Annotated in this window: 20 protein-coding genes; 11 read left to right on the top strand and 9 right to left on the bottom strand. The window is 71.4% G+C overall.

Going from position 1 to position 22469, the window contains the following annotated elements; genetic code table 11:
* Nucleotides 1–25 precede the first annotated feature (25 nt).
* Together V4Y04_RS32975 and V4Y04_RS32970 are read right to left on the bottom strand one after the other, a co-directional pair.
* On the bottom strand, nucleotides 26–1024 hold the full coding sequence (locus V4Y04_RS32975) for a LacI family DNA-binding transcriptional regulator (protein ID WP_332431996.1): 999 nt from the start codon (nucleotides 1022–1024) through the stop codon (nucleotides 26–28).
* Between the two features lie 61 nt (nucleotides 1025–1085).
* Nucleotides 1086–1745, bottom strand: coding sequence for an MmyB family transcriptional regulator (locus tag V4Y04_RS32970; protein WP_332431995.1), 660 nt, complete (start codon nucleotides 1743–1745; stop codon nucleotides 1086–1088).
* Nucleotides 1746–1968: 223 nt separating this feature from the next.
* On the opposite strand from V4Y04_RS32970, the gene V4Y04_RS32965 reads away from it, so the two are divergent.
* Nucleotides 1969–2631, top strand: a complete 663-nt coding sequence (locus V4Y04_RS32965; RefSeq protein ID WP_332431994.1) for a helix-turn-helix domain-containing protein — start codon at nucleotides 1969–1971, stop codon at nucleotides 2629–2631.
* Nucleotides 2632–2651: 20 nt separating this feature from the next.
* Here V4Y04_RS32965 and V4Y04_RS32960 read toward each other — a convergent pair whose 3' ends face one another.
* Nucleotides 2652–3386: a 4'-phosphopantetheinyl transferase family protein gene (locus tag V4Y04_RS32960; protein WP_332431993.1), complete on the bottom strand. Its 735-nt coding sequence runs from the start codon at nucleotides 3384–3386 to the stop codon at nucleotides 2652–2654.
* Nucleotides 3383–4306: a metallophosphoesterase family protein gene (locus tag V4Y04_RS32955; protein WP_332431992.1), complete on the bottom strand. Its 924-nt coding sequence runs from the start codon at nucleotides 4304–4306 to the stop codon at nucleotides 3383–3385. The genes V4Y04_RS32960 and V4Y04_RS32955 overlap by 4 nt, the downstream gene beginning before the upstream one ends.
* Nucleotides 4307–4552: 246 nt before the next feature.
* Between V4Y04_RS32955 and V4Y04_RS32950 the strand changes: the two genes are divergently transcribed.
* Nucleotides 4553–5755 (top strand): ATP-grasp domain-containing protein, encoded by a 1203-nt coding sequence (locus V4Y04_RS32950; RefSeq protein ID WP_332431991.1) that lies wholly within the window; start codon nucleotides 4553–4555, stop codon nucleotides 5753–5755.
* A 426-nt stretch (nucleotides 5756–6181) separates the two neighbouring features.
* On the opposite strand, the gene V4Y04_RS32945 is transcribed toward V4Y04_RS32950, so the two are convergent.
* A complete protein-coding gene (locus V4Y04_RS32945; protein ID WP_332431990.1) occupies nucleotides 6182–7519 on the bottom strand; it encodes a 6-phospho-beta-glucosidase in 1338 nt (445 codons plus the stop codon).
* A gap of 714 nt (nucleotides 7520–8233) precedes the next feature.
* Between V4Y04_RS32945 and V4Y04_RS32940 the strand changes: the two genes are divergently transcribed.
* From V4Y04_RS32940 to V4Y04_RS32920, 5 genes are all read left to right on the top strand, one after another.
* A complete protein-coding gene (locus V4Y04_RS32940; RefSeq protein ID WP_332431989.1) occupies nucleotides 8234–9649 on the top strand; it encodes a glycoside hydrolase family 16 protein in 1416 nt (471 codons plus the stop codon).
* 348 nt (nucleotides 9650–9997) lie between these two features.
* Complete coding sequence (gene zwf / locus V4Y04_RS32935; RefSeq protein ID WP_332433085.1) at nucleotides 9998–11578, top strand: glucose-6-phosphate dehydrogenase; 1581 nt, start codon at nucleotides 9998–10000, stop codon at nucleotides 11576–11578.
* Nucleotides 11575–12510, top strand: coding sequence for a glucose-6-phosphate dehydrogenase assembly protein OpcA (opcA, locus tag V4Y04_RS32930; RefSeq protein WP_332431988.1), 936 nt, complete (start codon nucleotides 11575–11577; stop codon nucleotides 12508–12510). The genes zwf and opcA overlap by 4 nt, the downstream gene beginning before the upstream one ends.
* A gap of 165 nt (nucleotides 12511–12675) precedes the next feature.
* Nucleotides 12676–13602 carry a phosphogluconate dehydrogenase (NAD(+)-dependent, decarboxylating) gene (gnd, locus tag V4Y04_RS32925; protein ID WP_332431987.1) on the top strand — a complete coding sequence of 309 codons (927 nt, stop codon included), beginning with the start codon at nucleotides 12676–12678 and terminating at the stop codon, nucleotides 13600–13602.
* 5 nt (nucleotides 13603–13607) lie between these two features.
* Complete coding sequence (locus V4Y04_RS32920; RefSeq protein ID WP_332431986.1) at nucleotides 13608–14204, top strand: histidine phosphatase family protein; 597 nt, start codon at nucleotides 13608–13610, stop codon at nucleotides 14202–14204.
* 24 nt (nucleotides 14205–14228) lie between these two features.
* Here V4Y04_RS32920 and V4Y04_RS32915 read toward each other — a convergent pair whose 3' ends face one another.
* On the bottom strand, nucleotides 14229–16085 hold the full coding sequence (locus V4Y04_RS32915; RefSeq protein ID WP_332431985.1) for a bifunctional sugar phosphate isomerase/epimerase/4-hydroxyphenylpyruvate dioxygenase family protein: 1857 nt from the start codon (nucleotides 16083–16085) through the stop codon (nucleotides 14229–14231).
* Between the two features lie 28 nt (nucleotides 16086–16113).
* On the opposite strand from V4Y04_RS32915, the gene V4Y04_RS32910 reads away from it, so the two are divergent.
* Nucleotides 16114–16443 (top strand): hypothetical protein, encoded by a 330-nt coding sequence (locus V4Y04_RS32910; RefSeq protein WP_332431984.1) that lies wholly within the window; start codon nucleotides 16114–16116, stop codon nucleotides 16441–16443.
* Here the strand turns inward: V4Y04_RS32910 and V4Y04_RS32905 are convergent.
* Nucleotides 16415–17299 carry a shikimate dehydrogenase gene (locus tag V4Y04_RS32905; RefSeq protein WP_332433084.1) on the bottom strand — a complete coding sequence of 295 codons (885 nt, stop codon included), beginning with the start codon at nucleotides 17297–17299 and terminating at the stop codon, nucleotides 16415–16417. The two genes, V4Y04_RS32910 and V4Y04_RS32905, sit on opposite strands and share 29 nt — an antisense overlap.
* 142 nt (nucleotides 17300–17441) lie before the next feature.
* On the opposite strand from V4Y04_RS32905, the gene V4Y04_RS32900 reads away from it, so the two are divergent.
* Together V4Y04_RS32900 and V4Y04_RS32895 are read left to right on the top strand one after the other, a co-directional pair.
* Entirely contained in the window at nucleotides 17442–18113 is a 672-nt protein-coding gene (locus tag V4Y04_RS32900; RefSeq protein WP_332431983.1) for a TetR/AcrR family transcriptional regulator, read from the top strand.
* A 203-nt stretch (nucleotides 18114–18316) separates the two neighbouring features.
* Nucleotides 18317–19699, top strand: coding sequence for an MFS transporter (locus tag V4Y04_RS32895; RefSeq protein WP_332431982.1), 1383 nt, complete (start codon nucleotides 18317–18319; stop codon nucleotides 19697–19699).
* 193 nt (nucleotides 19700–19892) lie between these two features.
* Here the strand turns inward: V4Y04_RS32895 and V4Y04_RS32890 are convergent, their stop codons facing one another.
* The gene (locus tag V4Y04_RS32890; protein ID WP_332431981.1) at nucleotides 19893–20342 is read right to left on the bottom strand and encodes a TIGR03618 family F420-dependent PPOX class oxidoreductase; all 450 of its coding nucleotides are present in this window, start codon (nucleotides 20340–20342) and stop codon (nucleotides 19893–19895) included.
* Nucleotides 20343–20477: 135 nt separating this feature from the next.
* Here V4Y04_RS32890 and V4Y04_RS32885 point away from each other — a divergent pair, with 135 nt between their 5' ends.
* A complete protein-coding gene (locus tag V4Y04_RS32885) occupies nucleotides 20478–21725 on the top strand; it encodes a serine hydrolase domain-containing protein (RefSeq protein WP_332431980.1) in 1248 nt (415 codons plus the stop codon).
* Nucleotides 21726–21779: 54 nt separating this feature from the next.
* Here the strand turns inward: V4Y04_RS32885 and ribA are convergent, their stop codons facing one another.
* Entirely contained in the window at nucleotides 21780–22439 is a 660-nt protein-coding gene (gene ribA / locus V4Y04_RS32880; protein ID WP_332431979.1) for a GTP cyclohydrolase II, read from the bottom strand.
* Nucleotides 22440–22469 lie beyond the last annotated feature (30 nt).

Here is a 22469-nt window from a genome sequence, read left to right as displayed (position 1 = left end):
CGGGTGCGGCGGGGCACCCCCGCCCTCAGGTCCGGGGGGCCTGCGCGGTCGACCCGCGCACCACCAGCTCCGGCTCGAACAGCAGCTCCTCGGCGGCGACCTGCCCCCCGCTGATCTGCGCGTTCAGCAGCTCCACGACAGCCCTGCCCATGGCCTCGATGGGCTGGCGGACCGTGGTGAGCGGGGGCTCGGTGCAGTTCATCAGGGCCGAGTCGTCGTAGCCGACGACCGAGATCCGCCCGGGGACGTCGAGTCCCCGGCGGCGGGCGGCCCGTACCACGCCGAGGGCGAGGGGGTCGCTGGCACAGATGAAACCGGTGACGCCCCGGTCGATGAGCCGGGAGGCGGCGGCATGTCCGCCCTCGATGGAGAACATGGCGCGGGCGACGTGCTCATCGGGCACCTCGCCGGCGACCGCGCGGACGGCGGCCAGTTTGCGGGCCGACGGAACGTGGTCGGCGGGGCCGAGCACCAGACCGATCCGCTCGTGACCGAGCGAGGCCAGATGCCGCCAGGCCTGCTCCACGGCCACGGCGTCGTCGCAGGAGACGCCGGGAAAGCCGAGGTTCTCTATGGCCGCGTTGACGAGGACGACCGGAATGTTGCGTTCGGCGAGCTGCCGGTAGTGATCGTGGGGCGCGTCGGCCTGGGCGTAGAGCCCGCCGGCGAAGACGACGCCGGACACCTGCTGCTGGAGCAGCAGCGCCACGTAGTCCGCCTCGGAGACGCCGCCACGGGTCTGGGTGCACAGCACCGGCGTCAGTCCGAGCTGGGCCAGCGCGCCGCCGATCACCTCGGCGAAGGCGGGGAAGATCGGGTTCTGCAGCTCGGGCAGCACCAGGCCGACCAGCCGGGCGCGCTCGCCGCGCAACTGGGTGGGCCGCTCGTAACCGAGCACGTCCAGGGCGGAGAGCACGGCCTGCCGGGTGGAATCGGAGACCCCCGGCTTGCCGTTGAGTACCCGGCTGACCGTGGCCTCGCTGACCCCGACCTTCTTCGCCACCACAGCAAGTCGTCGCGTCATGAACGCAAGAATAGCGCAAGTAACGCAAGCTGTTTGCGTGAGCGTGCAAGAAACCGGTGCGTCAGGACGGTTCCGGGACCACGCTGAGATGGGAAGCGGCGCGCCGACGTCTGCGGTGGCCGGCCGGGGTGCGGCGCGCCTCGCGCAGGACCAGCGTCAGCCGGATGCAGTCCATGTCGTCGAGAATCCTGGTCGTCTCCACGACGAGACGGCAGTCGGTGACCCCCCAGCGCGGGTCGGGGTGTCGCAACGGCCGTACGGCGCCGTCGTGTTCGGCGGCCTGTTCGCCGACGGCACGGAGCCAGTGCGGCAGCCCCTGCCGGTAGGCGGCCTCCATGATGGGGTCCTGGGCGATGTCCCGGCGGATGGCCTGCAGCCCGTGGTCGTGGCCGTGCCGCTCCACCGTCTTGGCGAAGTGCGCCAGCATCGGCAGGCACCAGCTCGACTCGTGTTCCCCCAGCACGGTGGCGGCGTCCGGATGGAAGAGGACGAACCGGAGGAAGTTGTCACCGGGCATGGCCGTCGGATGCGGTTCGACATCCCGGAAAAGTGTCCGGAAAGCAGTGTTGGCCAGCAGCACGTCCCAGCGGCGGTCGACCACCAGGGAGGGGAAGGGCACCGCGTGGAGGAACGCGGCGTAGTCCTCCAGATAGGCCTGCGCCTCGGGAGTCTCGGGGCCGGGCCGCGGTATCGGCCGCCGGCCTCCTGCCTGATGTGCCATCGGGAGGTCACCCCTCTTGCCTGTGCGGCCTTGACGCGGCGCCCCGATCCTGCGGCCCGGAGCTCGGGCGTGTCAACTATCGTGGCATTCCATGCCGGTTGACGGCTGAAATTGGCCACAGTTGTGGCGAGACCTGGATGTGAGTTCGAGGCACGGGCTAGTCTCCGTGAAGTTCACGGCAACCGCATGTGAGAGGCCTGTGAGAGACCTAGGAGATCTGTCGGTGACGGGTGGCTTCGTGGGTGAGGGTCAGGACGCCGCGCCGACGACCGCGCTGCCGGCCGTCGTCGCCCGTGTCGCCGCACTCGCCGACCGGCTCGACGTGCCGCACGCCGAGGTCTTCGGCATCGGCCGGCTCTCCGCGGCCTCCGGAGTTCCGGAGCCGGTGGTCAAGGCCCTGTTGAGCGGCCGGCCCGCGGGCGAGCCCGAGGTGCAGACCCGGTTCGTGCAGCGCCTGGACCTGCTGCGCCGCACCCGGCTCAAGCCGAACGGCCGCAAGTACACGCAGCAGGAGATCGCCGACGGCGCGGGCATGTCCCGGCAGCAGGCCGGTGCCCTGATCAACGGTGACCGGCGTCCCACCATGGAGCACTGCGACGCCATCCAGCGGTTCTTCCGGGTGCACGCCGGCTTCCTCACCGCCGAGGACCCCGAAGCCCTCGCGAACGCGCTCCAGCACACCGAGCAGGAGCTGCTGCAGAACCTGGCGGACCATGAGCGGCGGGCCGCCGCGGCGGCCGACGACCCGCTGGAGCGGCTGCTGCAGGATCACGGGGTGCGCGGCATCGCGTGGCGGGCCGCGCAGCTCCCCACCGACCAGCACCGCGACAAGGTCGCGGAGTGGCTGGACATGCTCCTGGAGAACGTCCAGCGGCCCAAGGCCTGAGCCGGTCACATCGGGTCCGGTCAGCCGTGCGGTACGGCGACCGCGGTCGCGACCAGACCGCCTTCGGCGGTCCAGCGGCCGTCGAAGTGGTCGAGACGGCGGTCACCCACCCGGGGGCCGGGGACCAGGAGCACCGCCCGGAACCCACCGCGCACCGAAGCACCGAAGCCCCTGAAGGCGGAGCCGCCGAGGTCGGACCCACCGGGGTCGCTGCCGTCGCCGGGGTCGGCGAACAGCTCGATGTCGGCCTCCATGAAGTCCAGCCACTTCCCGGTCAGCGGGAACCACGCCTTGTACACGGCCTCCTTGGCGCTGAACAGCAGCCGGTCCCAGGGCACCCCGGGCCGCTCCAGGGCCAGCCGGCCGATGCGCTCCGCCTCTTCGGGCAGCGCCACGGACGACAGCACCCCCTCGGGCAGCGGCCCCCGTATCTCCGCGTCGATGCCGATGGAGGCCAGGTCACCCGTACGGACCAGGGCGGCGGCGCAGTAACCCGCGCAGTGGGTCATGCTGCCGGCCAGCCCGTCCGGCCAGCCGGGTGCACCGCGTTCACCCGGCAGGACGGGCCGCGGCGGTACGCCGAGCTTCTTCATGGCCCGGCGGGCGCAGGAGCGCACCGCGGTGAACTCCCGGCGGCGCTTGTCGACGGCCCGCGCCACGACGTCCGCTTCCTCGGGGTACAGCGGAGCGTCGGTTCCCTCGTCGCCGTAGGCCTCCACGACGACGACCGTCCCGGGCAGCAACTCCCCGATCACCGGCCACCGCCCTCCCCCACCACGGAGCCGGACTCGGTACCGGTCCCGGACTCGGTACCGGACTCCGTCCCGGGTGCCTCCCCCGGCACGATGCGGCGCAGCCGCCCCGGCGGTGTCGGCCGTTTCCGCCACTCGCGGGGATAGCCCACGGACACCTCCTCGAAACGGACGCCGTCCCGCCGAGTGCTCCGCGGGATGTGGAGATGGCCGTAGACCATCGTGTGGACGTTGAACCTGCGGTGCCAGTCGTCGGTGAGTACGGTGCCGCACCACATGGCGAACTCGGGGTACCACAGGACGGCCGTGGGATGCCGGTGCAGCGGGTAGTGGTTGACGAGCACGACGGGCAGGTCGTCGGGCAGTTCGGCGAGCCGCCGTTCGGTCTCCTCGACCCGGGCCCGGCACCAGGCCTCCCGGCTCGGATACGGGTCGGGGTGCAGCAGGTGTTCGTCGGCGCAGACGACGCCGGTGCCGTGCGCGTACTCCAGCCCTTCGTCCTTGGTGGCGCACCCGGCCGGCAGGAAGGAGTAGTCGTACAGGAGGAAGAGCGGGGCCACGACCACAGGACCGCCGGGGCCCTCCCAGAGGGGGTAGGGGTCCTCGGGGGTGATCACGCCGAGGTCGCGGCACTGTTCGACGAGGTGGTCGTAGCGGGCGACGCCGCGCAGGGTGACGGCGTCCTTCGGGTGGGTCCACAGCTCGTGGTTGCCGGGCACCCAGACGACCTTCCGGAACCGGCCCGCGAGGGTCTCGAGCGCCCAGCGGATGTCGTCCACGGTCTCCGCGACGTCTCCCGCCACGAGGAGCCAGTCGTCGTCCGACTCGGGGTGCATCCGTTCCACCAGGGCACGGTTCTCGTCGTAGCCGATGTGAAGGTCGCTGACGGCCCACAGCTGTCCGCCGCCTGCCCTTGACGTCATCCGTCGCCCCCTGATCCTGAACGATCAACCCGTAAGAACAGCATGCACGAGGAGTATGGTCACAGGAGGACAGGAGCGCGGATCCGTAACACGCCCGTGGTCCGGGAGCGCGTGTCGAAGCCGTATGATCGGCCGCAACACCGCCGCAGTGAAGCCCTCTCGCAGGGCAGTCCGGCGATCCTCCATATCTCTTTGCCCGGGCACGGGCCGCCGAAGCCTGCCCGCGAACTGTGAAAGGCGGCCTGCATGGCCTCTTGCGTACGCGTATGGCTCAACCGCACGTACGCGGAGAACGTGTTCTTCATGGACCAGGTGAGGAAGAATCCCAGCGACCGGGCTGTCGAGATCCATGCCACCCATGGCGACCCGGACTCCCCCGTACTGGCCGCCGCCGACACCGCCGAGCTGGAGCCCGAGGGCCTGTCCCCGGCGGCGTACGTCGAGTACGCGCTCGCCCAGTGCGCGCGGCGCGGCATCGACGTGTTCGTGCCCCGGCTGCACCAGGGAGCGATCGTCGCGCACCGCGCGGAGTTCGAGGCGGCCGGTACGGCACTGCTGGCTCCGCCGCCCGAGGCGGTGGCCGTCTTCCACGACAAGGTGATCGCCTACGAGGCCGTGCAGGCGATCGGGGTGCCCGTGCCGCCGTGGTGGCGGGCGCGGTCGGCGGACGAGCTGGTCCACGCGGTGGACGAGCTGGAGGCCCGGGGTCATCGGGCCTGCTTCAAACCCGCGTCCGGCGCGGGCGGTGTGGGCTTCCGGGTGATCACCCGTGCCCCCTTCTCGCTCACGCAGCTGAACGGCTTCCCCAGCCCCTACGTGCCGCTGGATCTGGTGCTGGAAGCGGTGCGGCAGGCCGAGGAGCCGGTGGACTGGCTGGTGATGCCGGTGCTGGAGCAGCCGGAGGTGTCGGTGGACTGTCTCACCGGGCCGGACAACCGGGTCCGGCTGGCCGTCGGCCGCACCAAGAACGGCCGTCGCCGGGGGTTCACCGTGCACGAGCGCTGGCTGGAGCCGGCCCGGCGGATCGCGGAGGGTTTCGGGCTGCATCATCTGTCCAACATCCAGTTCCGGATGTTCGGCGAACGGCCCGTGCTGATGGACGTCAACACCCGCCCGGCCGGCGGGCTGCACCAGCTGTCGTTGTGCGGGGTGAACGCGCCGTGGGCCGCCGTGCGGCTGGCGCTCGGTGACGATCCGGGTGAGATGTCCCCGCCGTTCCTGGGCCAGGACTACTCGGTGGTGTCGGGACCGCGCCCACTGCGCCCCATGTCGGTGCCGCAGCAGCGCACGGACGTGCCCGCGGACATCCCGGTGCCCGCGCCGGCCGGTGTACCGGCCCCGGCCGTGCCCGCCGTACCGCGGGCCGCGGCCGACTCCGGCCAGGTACGCGCCGCCGCCGCGGACGCCGTGGCCGGGGGCCCCGCCGCCTGGGGAACGCACCACCGCTAGAACCCGGATGCCGTACGCACTCCTTGCCCGCGGTACGCACTCCTTGCCCACCGACCGGTCCCGGCGCGCGCTCTGTGCCGGGACCGGATTTTTTTTCGGGAAATTCCTCCGCAGGGTGTATCAGGCGGCGGGTACCGCGCTCTTAACGGTGGAGGGTGACGGGGGAACCTCCTTCCGGGGGACGGGGAAGCCTTCCGGAGGGGGCGGGGGAACACGAGGGGAAGCACGGGGGGGGGAGCACGGGGGAACGGGGGGCTCGGGTCGGTCGGCCGCTGTCACGGGGGGCGACCGGCCGACCCGATGCACACCGCCGCACCGCCGGCCGCCGGCCGCAGGGTCGGCACCATGAAGTGCTCTCCTCCTGGAGTTCTCTCCTTCCGGGGTTCTCTCCTTCCGAGTACTCGCTGAAGTACTCGTCCCGCTGAGCTACTTGAGGTAGGCGAGGCCGGGGTGGACGGCGGTGTAGCCGTCGACGAGGCGGCGGGCCACGTTCACGGAGTCGACGAGCGGGTGCAGCGCGAACGCCTTGACCGCATGGGTGCGGGAGCCGGACTCGGCGGCACGGAGCACCTCGCGCTCGACCGCCTTGACCGCGCAGACCAGGCCGGTGGCGTGGTCCGGCAGCGGATCGACGGAGACGGGGTGCGCCCCCTGGGCGTCGACCAGACAGGGGACCTCGATGACCGCCTCCCCGTCCAGCGCCGAAAGGGTGCTGCGGTTACGGACGTTGAGGATCAGGGTGGTGCGTTCGTCACGGGCGACGGCCCGCATCAGGGCGAGGGCCACTTTCTCGTAGCCGCCGGACAGGTCGTCCTCGTCGCGGTCGCCGGCGCCGGCGGTCTCGCGGTTCTCGGCCATATAGGTGGCCTCGCGTTCGGCACGGGTGCGGTCCCAGGTGGCGAGAGCGGGGGTGCCCGGGTCGCCCACCTGCGTGTAGAAGCGGGCCTGCTGGTCGTGGAGGAAGGCGCCGCGGGTCTTCTCGGCCTGCTGGTAGGCGCGTACGGTCTCCCGGTTGAAGTAGTAGTAGTGCAGGTACTCGTTGGGGACGGCGCCCAGGGACTGCAGCCAGTCGGCGCCGAAGAGCCTGCCCTCCTCGAAGGAGCCGAGCAGGGGCAGGTCGGCGAGCAGGCGCGGGAGTTCGTCACGGCCCTTGATATACAGGCCGCGCACCCAGCCGAGGTGGTTGAGGCCGACGTAGTCGATCCACGCCTCCCGCGGGTCCGCGCCGAGGACCCTGGCGATGCGGCGGCCGAGGCCGACCGGCGAGTCGCAGATGCCGATGACCCGGTCGCCGAGGTGACGGGACATGGCCTCGGTGACCAGGCCCGCCGGGTTGGTGAAGTTGATGACCCAGGCGTCGGGGGCGAGCCGGGCCACCCTCCGGGCGATGTCCACGGCGACGGGGACGGTACGCAGCCCGTAGGCGATGCCGCCCGCACCGACCGTCTCCTGCCCGAGGACACCCTCGGCGAGCGCGACCCGCTCGTCGTTCGCCCGGCCCTCGAGACCGCCGACGCGGATCGCGGAGAAGACGAAGTCGGCGCCCCGCAGGGCTTCGTCCAGGTCGGCGGTGGTGCTCACCTCGGGAGCGTCGGACACACCCGTGGCCTGTTCAGCCAGTACACGGGCGACTGCATACAGTCGACGGTCGTCAATATCATGGAGAACGACCTGTGTCACCCGTCCCTCGGCGCGGTCCCCGAGGAGCGCGCCGTACACCAGCGGGACCCGGAATCCCCCGCCGCCCAGAATCGTCAGTTTCACGTCCGCACCCTTCCCGCCACGGCGGCGTCGACGCCCGCCGATCCGATCGTCCGCCACATCACTGCCCTCGATCATGATGCCTCCGGCCGGCAGCGGGGCACTCGTCCGGGCTCTGGGCAGCCCTCTCACCGGTGCGGCCCCGCCGCCCGCGGGTGCCGGCGAAGGTCCGGGACCGAGCGGCGGATCATGCCGGAGACACGGGGGCACCGGCACGTCCTTCCCGAGCTCTTCGAGCAGGGGAACCCCCGGCGGTGTTGTCATCGGTCGCCGACTCCCCCGAACCCTCGGCTTCTCCACCATCGGATCGACGCCCTCCTCCGCCTTGCGGCTGCACGCACCGGCCCCCGCTCGCCCCGGCCGGACAGATACCGTCGGTCACCTCCGACTTGGCCCGCCGGGCGGGCCCTGGACCGAGCGGCGGCCACGCGCCCGGCCGGGCGTGGCGCTGTTGCACCCATTCGCGTCAATTCATGAGGTGAACTCTCCTCGCACGCAAGGACTTTCTCGGTTACACCTCTTGACGGCCACGGGGTCGCGGAGCACATTGGCGACACCTTGAGAGCGCTCTCAGAATCGATGAGCAGGGCTTTCGGGCACTCCCTCGCACCTGGATCCGCACCTGGATCCGATCCGGGTACCGAACGCGGTTCCGTACCCGGATCGGCCGACCCGTCACCATCCACATCCACATCCGTCTCCGAGAGGCACCCCCACATGAGTGACACCTCCGGCACCTCCCGCGGCCCCCGCCCTCCGCGCAGATCCCGCCCGCTGCGGCGGGCGCTGCTGGCCGCCGTCGGCACCCTCGGGCTCGCGCTCGCGGCCTCCACCATCGCCCTGCCGTCCGCGAGCGCCTCCGCCCCGACTCCCCCGTCGGGCTGGAACCAGGTCTTCGTCGACGACTTCAACGGCGCCGCGGGCAGCGGCGTCAACACCTCCAACTGGCAGTACGCGACCGGCAAGGGATACCCGGGCGGCCCCGCCAACTGGGGTACCGGTGAGATCGAGACGATGACGTCGAACCCGGAGAACGTCTCCCTCGACGGCAACGGCAATCTCCGTATCACCCCGCGCCGGGACGCCTCCGGGAACTGGACCTCCGGCCGCGTCGAGACCAGCCGTTCCGACTTCCAGCCGCCGGCCGGCGGCACCCTGCGCGTCGAGAGCCGCATCCAGGTGCCGAACGTGACCGGTGCCGCCGCCAAGGGATACTGGCCGGCGTTCTGGATGCTGGGCGCGCCGTACCGGGGCAACTACTGGAACTGGCCTGCTGTCGGCGAGCTGGACATCATGGAGAACACGCAGGGCAACAACACCGTCTTCGCCACGATGCACTGCGGCACCGCGCCCGGCGGGCCGTGCAACGAGAACAGCGGTATCGGGAGTTCGACCACCTGCCAGGGCACGACCTGTCAGGCCGGCTTCCACACCTACCGGCTGGAGTGGGACCGTTCGAAGAGCGTGGAGGAGATCCGCTTCTCCCTCGACGGAAACAACTTCCACACCGTGCGGGAGAACCAGGTCGACGCGACGACCTGGGCGAACGCCACCGACCACGGCTTCTTCGTCATTCTCAACGTGGCGATGGGCGGCGGCTTCCCCGACGCCTTCGGCGGCGGCCCGGACGCCGGTACGCAGCCCGGCCACTCGATGCTCGTCGACTACGTCCAGGTGCTGACCTCCGGCGGCGGTGGCACCACGCCCCCGCCGACCGGCAACCGCGACGCGTACGGCACCATCCAGGCCGAGTCGTTCGACGGGCAGTCCGGCACGATCACGGAGACCACCTCCGACTCCGGCGGCGGCCAGAACGTGGGCGCGCTGGCCAACGGCGACTGGCTGCAGTTCAAGGGCGTCAACTTCGGTTCGTCCGCGGCCAGGCAGTTCTCGGCCCGGGTGGCGAGCGGGGCGCCCGCCGGGGTCAGCGGTCTGGTCGAGGTGCGTCTGGACAGCCGCGGCAGCGCCCCCATCGGGAGTTTCTCGGTGGGCAACACGGGCGGCTGGCAGTCGTGGCGGACCGTCCCGACGAACATCACGTCCGTGACGGGCACGCACGACGTGTATCTGACCTTCACGAGTGGCCAGCCGCAGGACTTCGTGAACGTCAACTGGTTCACGTTCGGCCGCTGACCACCGGCCGGCCCACGTGACCGGCCGCTCCCCTGACCCACCGGCCTTCTGACCGGCCGAGGGGCTCCACGTACGCGTGGGGCCCCTTCAACCGTGTCCGCGGCCCGACGTTTTCCCGGGACTCCCGCGTCGCGGAGCCGCCTTCCCCGTCGCAGGGCCGCCTTCCCGTGAATACGTCATACTTTTACAGATGAACGTGTTACGGAGGTGAGGGTTCGGGCGTACCGGGACACCCTGTAGGTGGAGAAGAGGACCGAGGGCGTCACGACGTACGGGTACGCCCGGCAGGAATCCGCGGGAACGGTGGGGCAGGCGCTCGACCGCCTCGACGACAAGGAGCTGACGGGAATGACCGAGGAGACGACCGAGGCTCCGAACAGGGAGACGTCCGGGGATCCGGCCGGCCCCGAATGGTCCAATCCCCTGCGTGACCCGCGCGACCGTCGTCTCCCGCGCATCGCCGGCCCCTCCGGGCTCGTCATCTTCGGGGTGACCGGCGATCTGTCGCGCAAGAAGCTGATGCCGGCGGTGTACGACCTCGCCAACCGGGGTCTGCTGCCGCCGGGCTTCTCGCTGGTCGGTTTCGCCCGCCGGGAATGGGAGGACCAGGATTTCGCGGAGGTGGTGCACGAGGCGGTCGAGGAGCACGCCCGCACCCCCTTCCGCGAAGAGGTCTGGCAACAACTCGTCGAGGGCATGCGGTTCGTGCCGGGTGACTTCGACGACGACACGGCGTTCGAGCAACTGCGTACGGCTGTGGACGAGTTGGACAGCTCTCAGGGCACAGGCTGCAATTTCGCGTTCTACCTCTCGGTACCGCCGAAGTTCTTCCCGAAGGTGGTCCAGCAGCTGAAGAAGCACGGGCTGGCCGACGCACCCGCCGGTTCCTGGCGGCGCGCGGTGATCGAGAAGCCGTTCGGCCACGACCTGAAGTCGGCCGAGGAGCTCAACGCGATCGTCCACGAGGTGTTCGCCCCGGACCAGGTCTTCCGCATCGACCACTACCTGGGCAAGGAGACCGTCCAGAACATCCTGGCGCTGCGTTTCGCGAACACGATGTTCGAGCCGATCTGGAACCGGTCCTTCGTCGACCACGTGCAGATCACCATGGCCGAGGACATCGGCATCGGCGGCCGGGCCGGCTACTACGACGGCATCGGCGCCGCCCGCGACGTCATCCAGAACCATCTGCTCCAGCTCATGGCGCTCACCGCCATGGAGCAGCCGGCCTCCTTCGACGCGGCGTCGCTGCTCACCGAGAAGCTGAAGGTGCTCCGGGCCGTGCGGCTGCCGAAGGACCTGGGCCGGCACACCGTGCGCGGGCAGTACGAGGGCGCCTGGCAGGGCGGCAGGCGGGTGCGGGGCTACGCGGAGGAGGACGGCATCGACGCCTCCTCGCACACCGACACGTATGCCGCGATCAAGCTGGGCGTGGACAACCGCCGCTGGGCGGGCGTCCCCTTCTACCTGCGCACCGGCAAGCGGCTGGGCCGCCGGGTCACCGAGATCGCGGTGGTGTTCCAGCGGGCACCGCACTCCCCCTTCGACTCCTCGGCCACCGAGGAGCTCGGGCAGAACGCCGTCGTGATCCGCGTCCAGCCGGACGAGGGTGTCACGGTGCGGTTCGGCTCCAAGGTGCCGGGCACCTCGATGGAGATCCGGGACGTGTCGATGGACTTCGCCTACGGCGAGTCGTTCACCCAGTCCAGCCCGGAGGCGTACGAGCGGCTCATCCTCGACGTCCTGCTCGGGGACGCCAATCTGTTCCCCCGGCATCAGGAAGTGGAAGAGTCCTGGAGGATCCTCGACCCGGTCGAGGAGTACTGGGCATCCCACGGCAGACCGGCCCGGTACGTCTCGGGCAGCTGGGGACCCGCGGAAGCCGACGAGATGCTCGCACGAGACGGACGGAGCTGGCGCAGGCCATGAAGATCGATCTGACCGACACCACGGCAAGTGATGTCAACAAGGCTCTGGTGCGGGGCCGCCGTGCCATCGGCACCCCCGCGGTGGGCATGGTCCTGACGATGGTGATCGTCACGGACGAGGAGAACGCCTACGACTCGATCAGGGCCGCCGAGGAGGCCTCGCACGAGCACCCCTCACGCATGCTGGTCGTCATCAAGCGGCACGCCCGCACCCCGCGCGAGCGCACCCGTCCGCGGCTGAACGCCGAGGTACGGGTCGGTTCGGAGACCGGTACGGGCGAGACCGTCGTCCTGCGCACCTACGGCGAGGTGTCCGACCACGCCGACTCGGTGGTGCTGCCGCTGCTGCTGCCGGACGCGCCGGTGGTCGTGTGGTGGCCGGTGAACGCGCCCGAGCACCCCTCGAAGGATCCGCTGGGCGCGCTGGCCCAGCGCAGGATCACCGACCTGTACACGGTCGAGAACCCCTTGGAGGTCCTGTCGGCCCGGGAGCGCACCTACGCGCCCGGCGACACCGACCTGGCCTGGACCCGGCTGACGCCGTGGCGTTCGATGCTGGCCGCCGCCCTGGACCAGGCCCGGCTGACGGTGACGTCGGCGGCCGTGGAGAGCGAGGCCGACAACCCCAGCGCGGAGCTGCTGGCGCGCTGGCTCAAGGCCCGGCTGAACGTTCCGGTCGAACGGGTGGAGACGGCCGGCCCGGTGGTCACGGGGGTACGGCTGGGCACGGTGGACGGCGAGATCGTCATCGACCGTCCGGAGGGCCCGATGGCCACGCTGTCGCTTCCGGGGCAGCCGTCGCGGCGGCTCGCCCTGAAGGTCCGCCCCCTGTCCGAGCTGATCGCCGAGGAGCTCCGGCGGCTCGACGCGGACGAGATGTACGCCGTCGCCCTGCGCGGCGAGACCGCGGAGGAGGCCACCGTCCCTGCCTGAGGTCCCGGCCTCGGCCGAGGCCCCGCCCCGCACGCGAGGGCCCGCTCGTACCCGAGGGCTCACTCGTACCCGAGGGCCCCGCCTGTACCCGGCCACCGTGACACGTCCGTACCGACCCGCCGCCCCGGTGGGCCACTCCACCACGACATCGGGAAGTGAACTGACATGCAGATCGGTCTTGTTGGTCTCGGAAAGATGGGCGGCAACATGCGCGAGCGCATCCGTGCCGCCGGGCACACCGTCGTCGGCTACGACACCGATCCCGACCTCTCCGACGTCGGCCATCTGTCCGACCTCGTCGACCGGCTCGACGGGCCGCGCGCGGTCTGGGTGATGGTCCCGGCCGGTGCCGTCACCCAGCACGTCATCGACCAGCTGGGGAGCCTGCTCAAGCCGGGTGACACCGTCGTCGACGGCGGCAACTCCCGCTGGACGGACGACGAGAAGCACGCCAAGGAACTGGGCGCCCGGGGCATCGGCTTCGTCGACGCGGGTGTCTCGGGCGGTGTGTGGGGGCTGGAGAACGGCTACGCCCTCATGGTCGGTGGCGAGACGGAGCACGTGGAGCGCCTGAAGCCGATCTTCGACGCGCTCAAGCCGGACGGCCCGTACGGCTACGTCCACGCGGGCAGGGTCGGTGCCGGGCACTTCGCGAAGATGGTCCACAACGGCATCGAGTACGCGATGATGCAGGCCTATGCCGAGGGCTGGGAGCTGCTGGAGAAGGTCGACTCGGTGGACAACGTCCGCGAGGTTTTCCGCTCCTGGCAGGACGGCACGGTCATTCGTTCCTGGCTGCTCGACCTCGCGGTCGGCGCCCTCGACGATGACGCCCATCTGGAGAAGCTGCGCGGTTACGCCGACGACTCGGGCGAGGGCCGCTGGACCGTGGAGGCGGCCATCGACAACGCGGTGCCGCTTCCGGCGATCACGGCCTCCCTGTTCGCCCGGTTCTCCTCCCGGCAGGAGGACTCGCCGCAGATGAAGATGGTCGCGGCGCTGCGCAAGCAGTTCGGCGGGCACGCGGTCACGTCCGCGGACCGGCCCGACCCGGCACCCCCGGGAAGCCCGGGAAGCCCGGACGAGGTGTAGCGGCCGTGGGCGATCTGCTGCTCGCCCGGCACGGGGAGACGGAGTGGAGCAGGTCCGGGCGGCACACCGGCCGCAGCGACCTGTCCCTGACACGGGACGGCGAGGCGCAGGCCAGGGCGCTGGCCCCGCTGCTCGAAGGCCGTTCCTTCGCCCTCGTCCTCACCAGCCCGTTGGCCCGCGCCCGGCGCACCGCCGAACTGGCGGGTCTCGCGGACGTGTTGCCGGAACCGGACCTGCGGGAGTGGGACTACGGCGACTACGAGGGCGTCACCACCGCCGACATCCACCGCACCCGGCCCGGCTGGAACCTGTGGACCGACGGGGTGCCGCCCGGTCCCGAGTTTCCCGGCGAGTCCCCCGGGCAGGTCGGCGAGCGGGCCGACCGGGTGCTGTCCAAGGTCGCCGGGGCGCTCGGGGCGGGCGATGTGCTGCTCGTGGCCCACGGCCATCTGCTGCGGGTCCTGACGGCACGCCGGCTGGGTCTGCCGCCCGCGGACGGACGGCTGTTCCGGCTGGAGACGGGCACGCTGAGCCGGCTGTCGCTGGAGCACGGCAGTCCGGTGATCGCGGAGTGGAACACCCGGCCCTCGGCGACGGCTTGACCGGCGGGGCCGGCTCCCGGCTCGTCAGCCGCCGCCGAGGGCGCCCGAGGTCCGTACGGCGTGCTGGGCGGCGAGTCGTACCGGCGCGTTGCGGGCGCCGTAGCCGCGGTGACCGCCGTCACGCTGGAGGATTTCGAAGAACACCCGCCCGACGGTGCGGGTGTAACAGTGCCGCAGGCTGCCCCCGGCCTCGTCGCGATCGTAGAGGATGCCGAGTTCGCGGTACGTCTCCAGCTCGCCGTCGGCGAACTCGTAACGGGCGTCGAGGTCGTCGTAGTAGTTCGCCGGGATCGGCAGCAGCGGGGCACCGGCGTCGCGGAACCGGCGGGCGGCGGCGACCACGTCGTCGGTGGCGAACGCGATGTGCTGGGCGTGCACGGTGTCGTCGGTGGGTGCGGCGCCGACGGTGAGGGCGATCCGGACGGTGCCGTCGGGGTTGCTGACCGCGCGGCTGCGCTGCAGGCCGTAGGGATCGGCGACGTCGACGCTGTCCTCGGCGTCCAGGCCGAGCACGCTGCGGTGGAAGAGGACCGCCTCGTCGAAGTGGTGCCAGGGCTGGGTGAGCGCGAGATGGTCGATGCGGTGGACGCCGGGAGCGGCCGAGGGCTGTCCGACGTCTTCGAAGTCGGCCCGCCAGCCGGTGTGGCGGGCGTCGCGGCCGGCGGCGCAGAAGAACAGTTCGGTGCCGTCGGGGGCGGCGACCGCGTCCAGCGGGGCGTCCTCGGGAGCACGGCGGCGGGGCAGCACGGGCGCCAGCAGGGCCTCCGCGCGGGCGGCGGCACCGCCGGGGTCGGGTGACTCCAGGCCCACGGCGGCGAGTTGGGCCCCGTCACGGCGTACGACGGCTCCCGTGTTGACGAGGATCCGCGCCTCGCCCTGCTGCCAGAGGTCGACGGGCTTGCTGCGGTGGCGGGCGGTACGGGCGAAGCCCAGGGCGGCAAGGAGACCGGTGAGAGGTTCGGCGTCGGCCGTGACGAGTTCGGCGAAGGCGAAGCCGGTGGGGACGACGGGGACGGGGATGACCGTGACCGGAGCGGACGTGAGCGGGGCGGATGACGGCTTCGCTTCCGCCGCCCCCACCTCCTCCTGCAGCGCGAGCAGGGAGCGGCGGGCGTCGACGGCGGTCGGGGCCGCCTCGGCCTGCCGGAACACGTCGTTGAACACCTCGAGGGACAGGGGCCCCGCGTAGCCGGTGCGCAGAACGTGCCGGACGAGACCGGCGACGTCGAAGCCGCCCTGTCCGGGGAAGCAGCGGTGGTGGCGGCTCCACTGGAGCACATCCATCGCGGGCAGCGGGGCGTCGGCCAGCTGGAGGAAGAAGATCTTCTCGCCGGGGATGTCCTCGATGCCCTTGGGGTCGGAACCCCGGGAGAGGATGTGGAAGCTGTCCAGACAGGTACCGAGCGCCGGATGCCCTGCCGCCTCGACGATGCGCCAGGCGTGGTCGTACGTACTGACGTGCCGCCCCCAGGCCAGTGCCTCGTAGGCGACGCGGATGCCGAAGGCCTGTGCGAGGTGGGCGAGTTCACGCAGGTGCGCGGCGGCGAGGGCATCGTCGTCGACCGCCTCGGGGTCGACGCTGGAGCAGACGAGCACGGTGTCGGCGCCGAGTTCGCGCATCAGGGCGAACTTGTGCCGGGCGCGCCGCAGATTGCGGGCGAACAGCTCGGCGGGCACCGCCTCGATGTCCCGCATCGGTTGATAGAGGTCGACGGTGAGTCCCAGGTCGGCGCAGCGGGCGCGGATCTCCCGCGGGGTGAGCGGGCCGGCGAGCAGATCGTTCTCGAAGATCTCCACGCCGTCGAAGCCCGCGCGGGCGGCGGCCGTGAGCTTCTCGGTGAGGGTGCCGCTGAGGGAGACGGTGGCGATGGACGTACGCACGTCGGTACCTCTGCTTCCGTGACGTTCCGTGGAGCTGCGTGAGCTGCGTGAGCTGCGTGAGCTGCGTGAGCTGCGTGAGCTGCGTGAGCTGCGTGAGCTGCGTGAGCTGCGTGAGCTGCGTGAGCTGCGTGAGCTGCGTGAGCTGCGTGAGCTGCGTGAGCTGCGTGAGCTGCGTGAGCTGCGTGAGCTGCGTGAGCTGCGTGAGCTGCGTGAGCTGCGTGAGCTGCGTGAGCTGCGTGAGCTGCGTGAGCTGCGTGAGCTGCGTGAGCTGCGTGAGCTGCGTGAGCTGCGTGAGCTGCGTGAGCTGCGTGAGCTGCGTGAGCTGCGTGCTACTTGGGGGCGGGCACCGGGCCGGTGAGGTCGGTGAGGTGGGCGAGCATGCGGGCGCGGTCGGGTTCCCGGCCGGTGAACAGGCGGAACGCGTCGGCGGCCTGGAAGGCTGCCATGCCGCCGCCGTCGAGGGTGGCGCAGCCGGCGGCGTGGGCGGCGCGCAGCAGGTCGGTCTCGAGGGGCCGGTAGACGACTTCGGCGACCCACAGTCCGGGGTGCAGCAGGTCCGCGGACAGGGGCAGGCCCGGGTGGGCGGCCATGCCGGTGGGGGTCGCGTGCACCAGGCCGCCGCTGCCGTCGGCGGCGGTGAGGAGCTCGGGCAGCCGGTCCAGGGGTGCGGCGGTGGCACGGTCGGTGCCGAAGGCGCGGTTCAGGGCGCCGGCGAGTTCGTCGGCCCGTTCGGGCAGGGCGTCGACCACGGTGACCCGTCCGGCGCCGAGGGTGAGGACGGCGTGTGCGACGGCGGCGCCGGCGCCGCCCGCGCCGAGCTGCACCACGCGCTCCAGCGGCACGTCGGGCAGGCCGCGGGCGAAGGAGGCGGCGAAGCCGGTGACGTCCGTGTTGTGGCCGATGGCCCGGCCGTCCTCGAAGACGACGGTGTTGACCGCGCCGAGCGCCTCGGCCTGCGGGTCGAGCGCGTCCAGGTGCTCGACGACGTGCCGCTTGCACGGGTGGGTGATGTTGAGCCCGTCGAAGCCGAGCAGCCGGGCCGCGTCCAGCAGCTCGCCCACTCCCTCGGGCGGTACGCCGATCGTGTCCAGGTCGAGGAGCCGGTACAGACAGCGCAGGCCCTGCCGGTCGGCCTCCCGCTCGTGCAGGGCGGGGCTGAGCGACGGGCCGATGCCGGAGCCGATCAGCCCGACGAGATACGAGTCCTTGAGCACCGGCGCCTCCAGAGAACGGCTCACTAATGTACGAACCAGTACGTTAGCTATATCAGCCGGTCGGGCGGCACGGAAGCCCCGACGGGCCGGGAACGGCCCCCTTCTACAATCACCGGCACTGCCCTCCCACCCGAAGGAACCCATGACCAGCGCCGAAGAACCGGCACGGCCCCGCGAGCGCGAGCGTGTCCGTGACGCCGCCCGCACCAGGACCGAGATCCTCGACGTGGCGACCCGGGAATTCGCGCGGGCCGGCTACGACGGCGCCCGCGTCGACGAGATCGCCGCCCGCACCCGCACCACCAAGCGGATGATCTACTACTACTTCGGCGGCAAGGAGCAACTGTTCACGGCCGTGCTGGAGCGCGCGTACGGCGTGATCCGGGAGGCCGAGCAGGAGCTGGACGTCGACCATCTGGACCCGGTGGCGGCCATCCGGCGCCTCGCCGAGGTGACCTTCGACCACCATGAGCGGCACCCGGACTTCATCCGCCTGGTGAGCATCGAGAACATCCATGACGCGCAGCACATCGCGGCCTCCGGGAAGCTCGGCCGGATGGGCTCGCCCGCGCTCGACGTGATCCGCCGGATCCTGGCCGCCGGGCAGAGCTCGGGCCTGTTCACTGCCGATGTGGACGCCGTCGACCTGCACGCGATGATCAGCGCGTTCTGCTTCTTCCGGGTGTCCAACCGGCACACCTTCGGCGCGCTGTTCGGCCGCGACCTGGTCGACGCGGACCGGCGCGAGCACTACCGGGCGATGCTGGGCGACATGGTGATCGCGTACCTGACGGCGGAGCGGGCGACGGACTGACCTGCGCGCGGTGCGCGTCGGCCCCCCGCTCCGGCAGAGCCCGGACCAAGTCCGTACGACGCCACCCCTTGACACCGTGCACGGTCGGGCGCAGCATCCGTACCCAGCCGCGACTAACTACCCAGTGGGTTAATTAGCACTGCGGCGCCTCCCCTCCGCTCGTCCTCCGCGTACCGTCGTGGAGTCCCCCGAAGGAGCCCGCCGTGTCCGTCCCCAACCCGCCTCGCGACTCCTCTCCGCCCGGACAGCCCGCAGGGCAGCCGCCCGGACAGCCGAAGAAGGCGGCGACCGCCGCCTGGATCGGCAGCGCCCTGGAGTACTACGACTTCTTCATCTACGGCAGCGCGGCGGCGCTGATCTTCCCGGAGGTCTTCTTCGACGACTCCGACCCCGCCACCGCCACTCTGCTGTCCCTGGCGACGTTCGGTGTCGCGTACGCGGCCCGGCCCGTCGGCGCGCTGTTCCTCGGCCACTACGGGGACCGGGTCGGCCGGAAGAAGATCATGGTCTTCACCCTGATGCTGATGGGTCTGTCGACGTTCCTCATCGGCTGTCTGCCCACCCGCGACCAGGTCGGCACCCTCGCGCCGGTCCTGCTGGTGCTGTGCCGCATCCTGCAGGGCATCTCGGCGGCGGGCGAGCAGGCCAGCGCGAACTCGATGACCCTGGAACACGCGCCGTCCCACCGGCGCGGCTTCTTCACCAGTTTCACCCTGAGCGGCACGCAGGGCGGTCAGCTGCTCGCCACGCTGGTCTTCATCCCGGTGGCCGCGATGCCCGAGGAGCAGTTGCTCTCCTGGGGCTGGCGGGTGCCGTTCTGGATGAGCGTCGCGGTCGCCGTCGTCGGATACGTGATCCGCCGCAAGCTCGACGAGACGCCGGCCTTCGAGCAGCAGACCGCGACCGAGGGTGTCGTGAAGCTGCCGCTGGTGGTGCTGCTGCGCGAGCACTGGGCGGACGTCCTGCGGGTGGTCGCGGGGGCGCTGGTCGCCTCGGTCAGCACGATCTTCACGGTGTGGGCGCTGGCGTACGCGACCAGTGACTCGGTGGGCATGTCCCGCACGTCGATGCTGTGGGTGGCCGCGCTGGCGAACGTCGCCGCGCTCGCCGCGATCCCGCTGTGGGCCATGCTCTCCGACCGGATCGGCCGCCGGCCGGTCTACCTGGTCGGCGCCGCCGGCAGCGCGGTGGCGATGTTCGCCTACCTGTGGGCCATCTCCACCGGCAATTTCGCGCTGACGATGCTGCTGGGCATCATCACCTTCGGTGTCGTCTACAGCGCCGCGAACGGTGTGTGGCCCTCCTTCTACGGCGAGATGTTCCCGACCCGGGTGCGGCTCTCGGGCATGGCGATCGGCACCCAGATCGGGTTCGCGGTGGCCGGTTTCGCGGTCACCTTCGCCGCGCAGATCGCCGGCCCGGACGGCGACGACTGGACGGCGGTGGCGCTGTTCACGGCCGCCCTGTGCGTGCCGCCGGTGATCGCGGCGCTCTCCGCCCGCGAAACGCACCGCGTCCCGACCGAACTGCTCGGCGAGCGGGCGAACGACGACGGGGCTGCCCGTCCGGAGAAAGTGACGGCCTGACCCGCATCGGCCGCCCCGCGCCGTATCTTCCCCGCCCCCTCCGGCCGGGACCCCGGACGCCGCACCGTCGGCTCCGGCGTCCCGGCCGGCTTTCGTCCGTCCCCTGCGCCCGCGGCCCTCGCCTGTCTCCTGCGTCCGCCTCCTCCTGCCTCCTGCCTCCTGCCTCCTGCCTCCTGCCTCCTGCCTGCGTCTCCTACGCCTGTGACGCGCCGCGCCGCGGAATCCCGTACGCCCGCTCCACCCGCAGCCGCAGCACGAGACGGCGGTCGCGGACCATGGCGGCGCGGTAGTCGTCCCAGTCGGGGTGTTCGCCGTTGACGTCGCGATAGAGCCGGATGAGTTCCTCCACCGTCCCGTCGTGCGGGTCGGCGGCGACGGGCGACAGTTCGGCGGTGCCCTCGGCGACCGTGTACGCCCACCGGTCGGAGGTCGTCACGTGGTAGGAGGCTCGAGGGTCCCGCCGCAGGTTGCGGGTCTTGGCGCGGTCGTCCGTGATCGAGACGCGGATCAAGCGTGCGTCGGGGTAGTAGGCGTGATTGACGTTCGACAGCTGGGGCCGTCCGTCCTGCTTCAGGGTGACGAGCACCCCGCCGCCCTCGTCGCCGATCAGCTCCAGCAGGGCCCGCTGTGTGTCCTGTGTCATACCCGGCCCAACGGGGCAGACCGGGTCGGGGGTTCCCGACGGGGTTCGCCGGTGTGTTCCCGTGCGCGGACGAGGTCCGACGCGGTCCGGGCGGGTATACCGCAATCGGCTCGTGAGCTTGATCGAAGGAGTGCCATGGGAGTGCTGCGGCAAGAGGCCGACCCGGAGGAGAGCGGTCTGGACGCGGAGGCGCTGGGCCGGCTGGACCGGCACTTCGCGCACGAGGTCGACGCGGGGCGGCTGCCCGGGTTCCTGGTGTCCGTCGCGCGGGGCGGGCGGATCGCCCACCTCACGGCGTACGGGCGGCGGGACGTCGCGGCCGGGCTTCCGGTGGAGAGCGACACGTTGTGGCGGATCTACTCGATGACCAAACCGGTGACGGCCGTGGCCGCGCTGATCCTCGTGGAGGAGGGCCGGCTGTCCCTGGACGACCCGGTCGGCCGCCACCTGCCGGCGTTCGCCGAGCCCCGCGTGTACGAGAGCGGCTCCGGCGACGGGGTACGGACGCGTCCTGCCGAGGGCCCCCTGCTCGTACGGCATCTGATGACCCACACGGCCGGGCTGACGTTCGCCTTCTACCACGCCCATCCCGTGGACGGCCTGTACCGAGAGGCCGGGCTGGAGTCGTCCGTGGCGCCGGGAACGGACCTCGCCGGGACGGTCGACGTGTACGCGCGGCTGCCGCTGCAGTTCGACCCGGGCACGCAGTGGAACTACTCGGTCGCCTCCAATGTGCTGGGGCGGATCATCGAGGTGGTCTCCGGGCAGCCGCTCGACGTCTTCTTCGCCGAGCGGATCCTCGGCCCGCTGGGGATGACGGACGCCGGGTTCCACGTCACCGGCGAACAGGCCGGGCGGCTCGCGGAGTTGTACGGGGAGACGGACGGCTCCGGCGGCGGTGACAGCTACGGCCTCGAGCCCGTCGCCGGGCTGCCGCTGCACGGCCGGCCCCGGTTCCTGTCCGGCAGCGGGGGCCTGGTGGCGTCGGCCCACGACATGCACCGCTTCATGGAACTCCTGCGGCGGCGGGGAGAGGTGGACGGGGTCCGGATACTCGCTCCCGGGACCGTGGACCTGATGACCCGCAACCAGCTTCCCGGCGGCGCCGATCTGCGCGCCTTCGGCAGCCGTCCGGCCCACGGCGAGCCCGGCAACGAGGGGGTCGGCTTCGGCCTCGGCGTCTCCGTCGTCGTCGACCCGTCCCGTACGCAGGCCCCGTCCGGCCTCGGCACGTACGGCTGGACTGGGGTCGCCACCACGGCGTTCTGGGTCGACCCGGGCCGCGACCTGACCGTGCAGTTCTACACGCAGGTGCGGCCCAGGTCCTCCCACACAGCCTTCCGGGACCTCAAGCGGCTCGTGCACAAGGCCGTGACCGGCTGAACCCGCTACCGCTGCTACTGCCACTACCGCTACCGGTGTCCGGCCGGTGCGCCGTCAGGACCAGTGCGCCACCGCGTCGAGGTGGGGCAGGTTGTGGTCGAGGCGCTCCCGCTTGGTGCGCAGGTACGTGATGTTGCTCTCGCACGGCGGTATCAACAGCGGTACCTGCTCGGTGACCTGGACACCGTGTCGCTGCAACGCGTCGCGTTTGCGCGGGTTGTTGGACATCAGCCGGACCGACTTCACGCCCAGGTCCCGGAGCATGCCGGCGGCGACGCCGTAGTCGCGGGCGTCCACCGGCAGGCCGAGGGCGAGGTTCGCCTCGACCGTGTCCAGGCCCTCCGCCTGCAGGGCCATCGCGCGCAGCTTCGCCAGCAGGCCGATGCCGCGGCCCTCGTGTCCTCTCAGGTAGACGACGACGCCCGCTCCTTCGGCGGCCACGGCGCGCAGCGCGGCGGCGAGCTGGTCGCCGCACTCGCAGTGCTGGGAGCCGAACGCGTCCCCGGTCAGGCATTCCGAGTGCAGCCGGGTGAGGACCTGGTCCGTGCCGATGTCTCCGTAGACCAGGGCGACTTGTTCGTCACCTCGGTCGTGGTCCAGGTAGCCGACTGCCTGGAACTTTCCGTACACGGTGGGCAACGGCGCATTCACGACGCGTTCCACGCCGGTCCGCTGCGGGGTCTTCTTGCCGAGTACGCCTATGTTTTCTGTCATGATTCTCGAGTTCCTAAGCAGAGACGAAAG

The organism is Streptomyces sp. P9-A2 (assembly GCF_036634175.1).
Lineage (GTDB): Bacteria > Actinomycetota > Actinomycetes > Streptomycetales > Streptomycetaceae > Streptomyces > Streptomyces pratens.
The sequence above is the reverse complement of the archived record's forward strand: the minus strand, read 5'-3'. Positions and strand labels throughout refer to the sequence as shown.

Bases quoted from the DNA above. Each gene is read 5' to 3' on its own strand.
- V4Y04_RS32975 (WP_332431996.1), bottom strand. From the start codon at position 1,024: ATGACGCGACGACTTGCTGTGGTGGCGAAGAAGGTCGGGGTCAGCGAG.
- V4Y04_RS32970 (WP_332431995.1), bottom strand. From the start codon at position 1,745: ATGGCACATCAGGCAGGAGGCCGGCGGCCGATACCGCGGCCCGGCCCC.
- V4Y04_RS32955 (WP_332431992.1), bottom strand. From the start codon at position 4,306: ATGACGTCAAGGGCAGGCGGCGGACAGCTGTGGGCCGTCAGCGACCTT.
- V4Y04_RS32950 (WP_332431991.1), top strand. From the start codon at position 4,553: ATGGCCTCTTGCGTACGCGTATGGCTCAACCGCACGTACGCGGAGAAC.
- V4Y04_RS32940 (WP_332431989.1), top strand. From the start codon at position 8,234: ATGAGTGACACCTCCGGCACCTCCCGCGGCCCCCGCCCTCCGCGCAGA.
- zwf (WP_332433085.1), top strand. From the start codon at position 9,998: ATGACCGAGGAGACGACCGAGGCTCCGAACAGGGAGACGTCCGGGGAT.
- opcA (WP_332431988.1), top strand. From the start codon at position 11,575: ATGAAGATCGATCTGACCGACACCACGGCAAGTGATGTCAACAAGGCT.
- gnd (WP_332431987.1), top strand. From the start codon at position 12,676: ATGCAGATCGGTCTTGTTGGTCTCGGAAAGATGGGCGGCAACATGCGC.
- V4Y04_RS32900 (WP_332431983.1), top strand. From the start codon at position 17,442: ATGACCAGCGCCGAAGAACCGGCACGGCCCCGCGAGCGCGAGCGTGTC.
- V4Y04_RS32890 (WP_332431981.1), bottom strand. From the start codon at position 20,342: ATGACACAGGACACACAGCGGGCCCTGCTGGAGCTGATCGGCGACGAG.
- V4Y04_RS32885 (WP_332431980.1), top strand. From the start codon at position 20,478: ATGGGAGTGCTGCGGCAAGAGGCCGACCCGGAGGAGAGCGGTCTGGAC.
- ribA (WP_332431979.1), bottom strand. From the start codon at position 22,439: ATGACAGAAAACATAGGCGTACTCGGCAAGAAGACCCCGCAGCGGACC.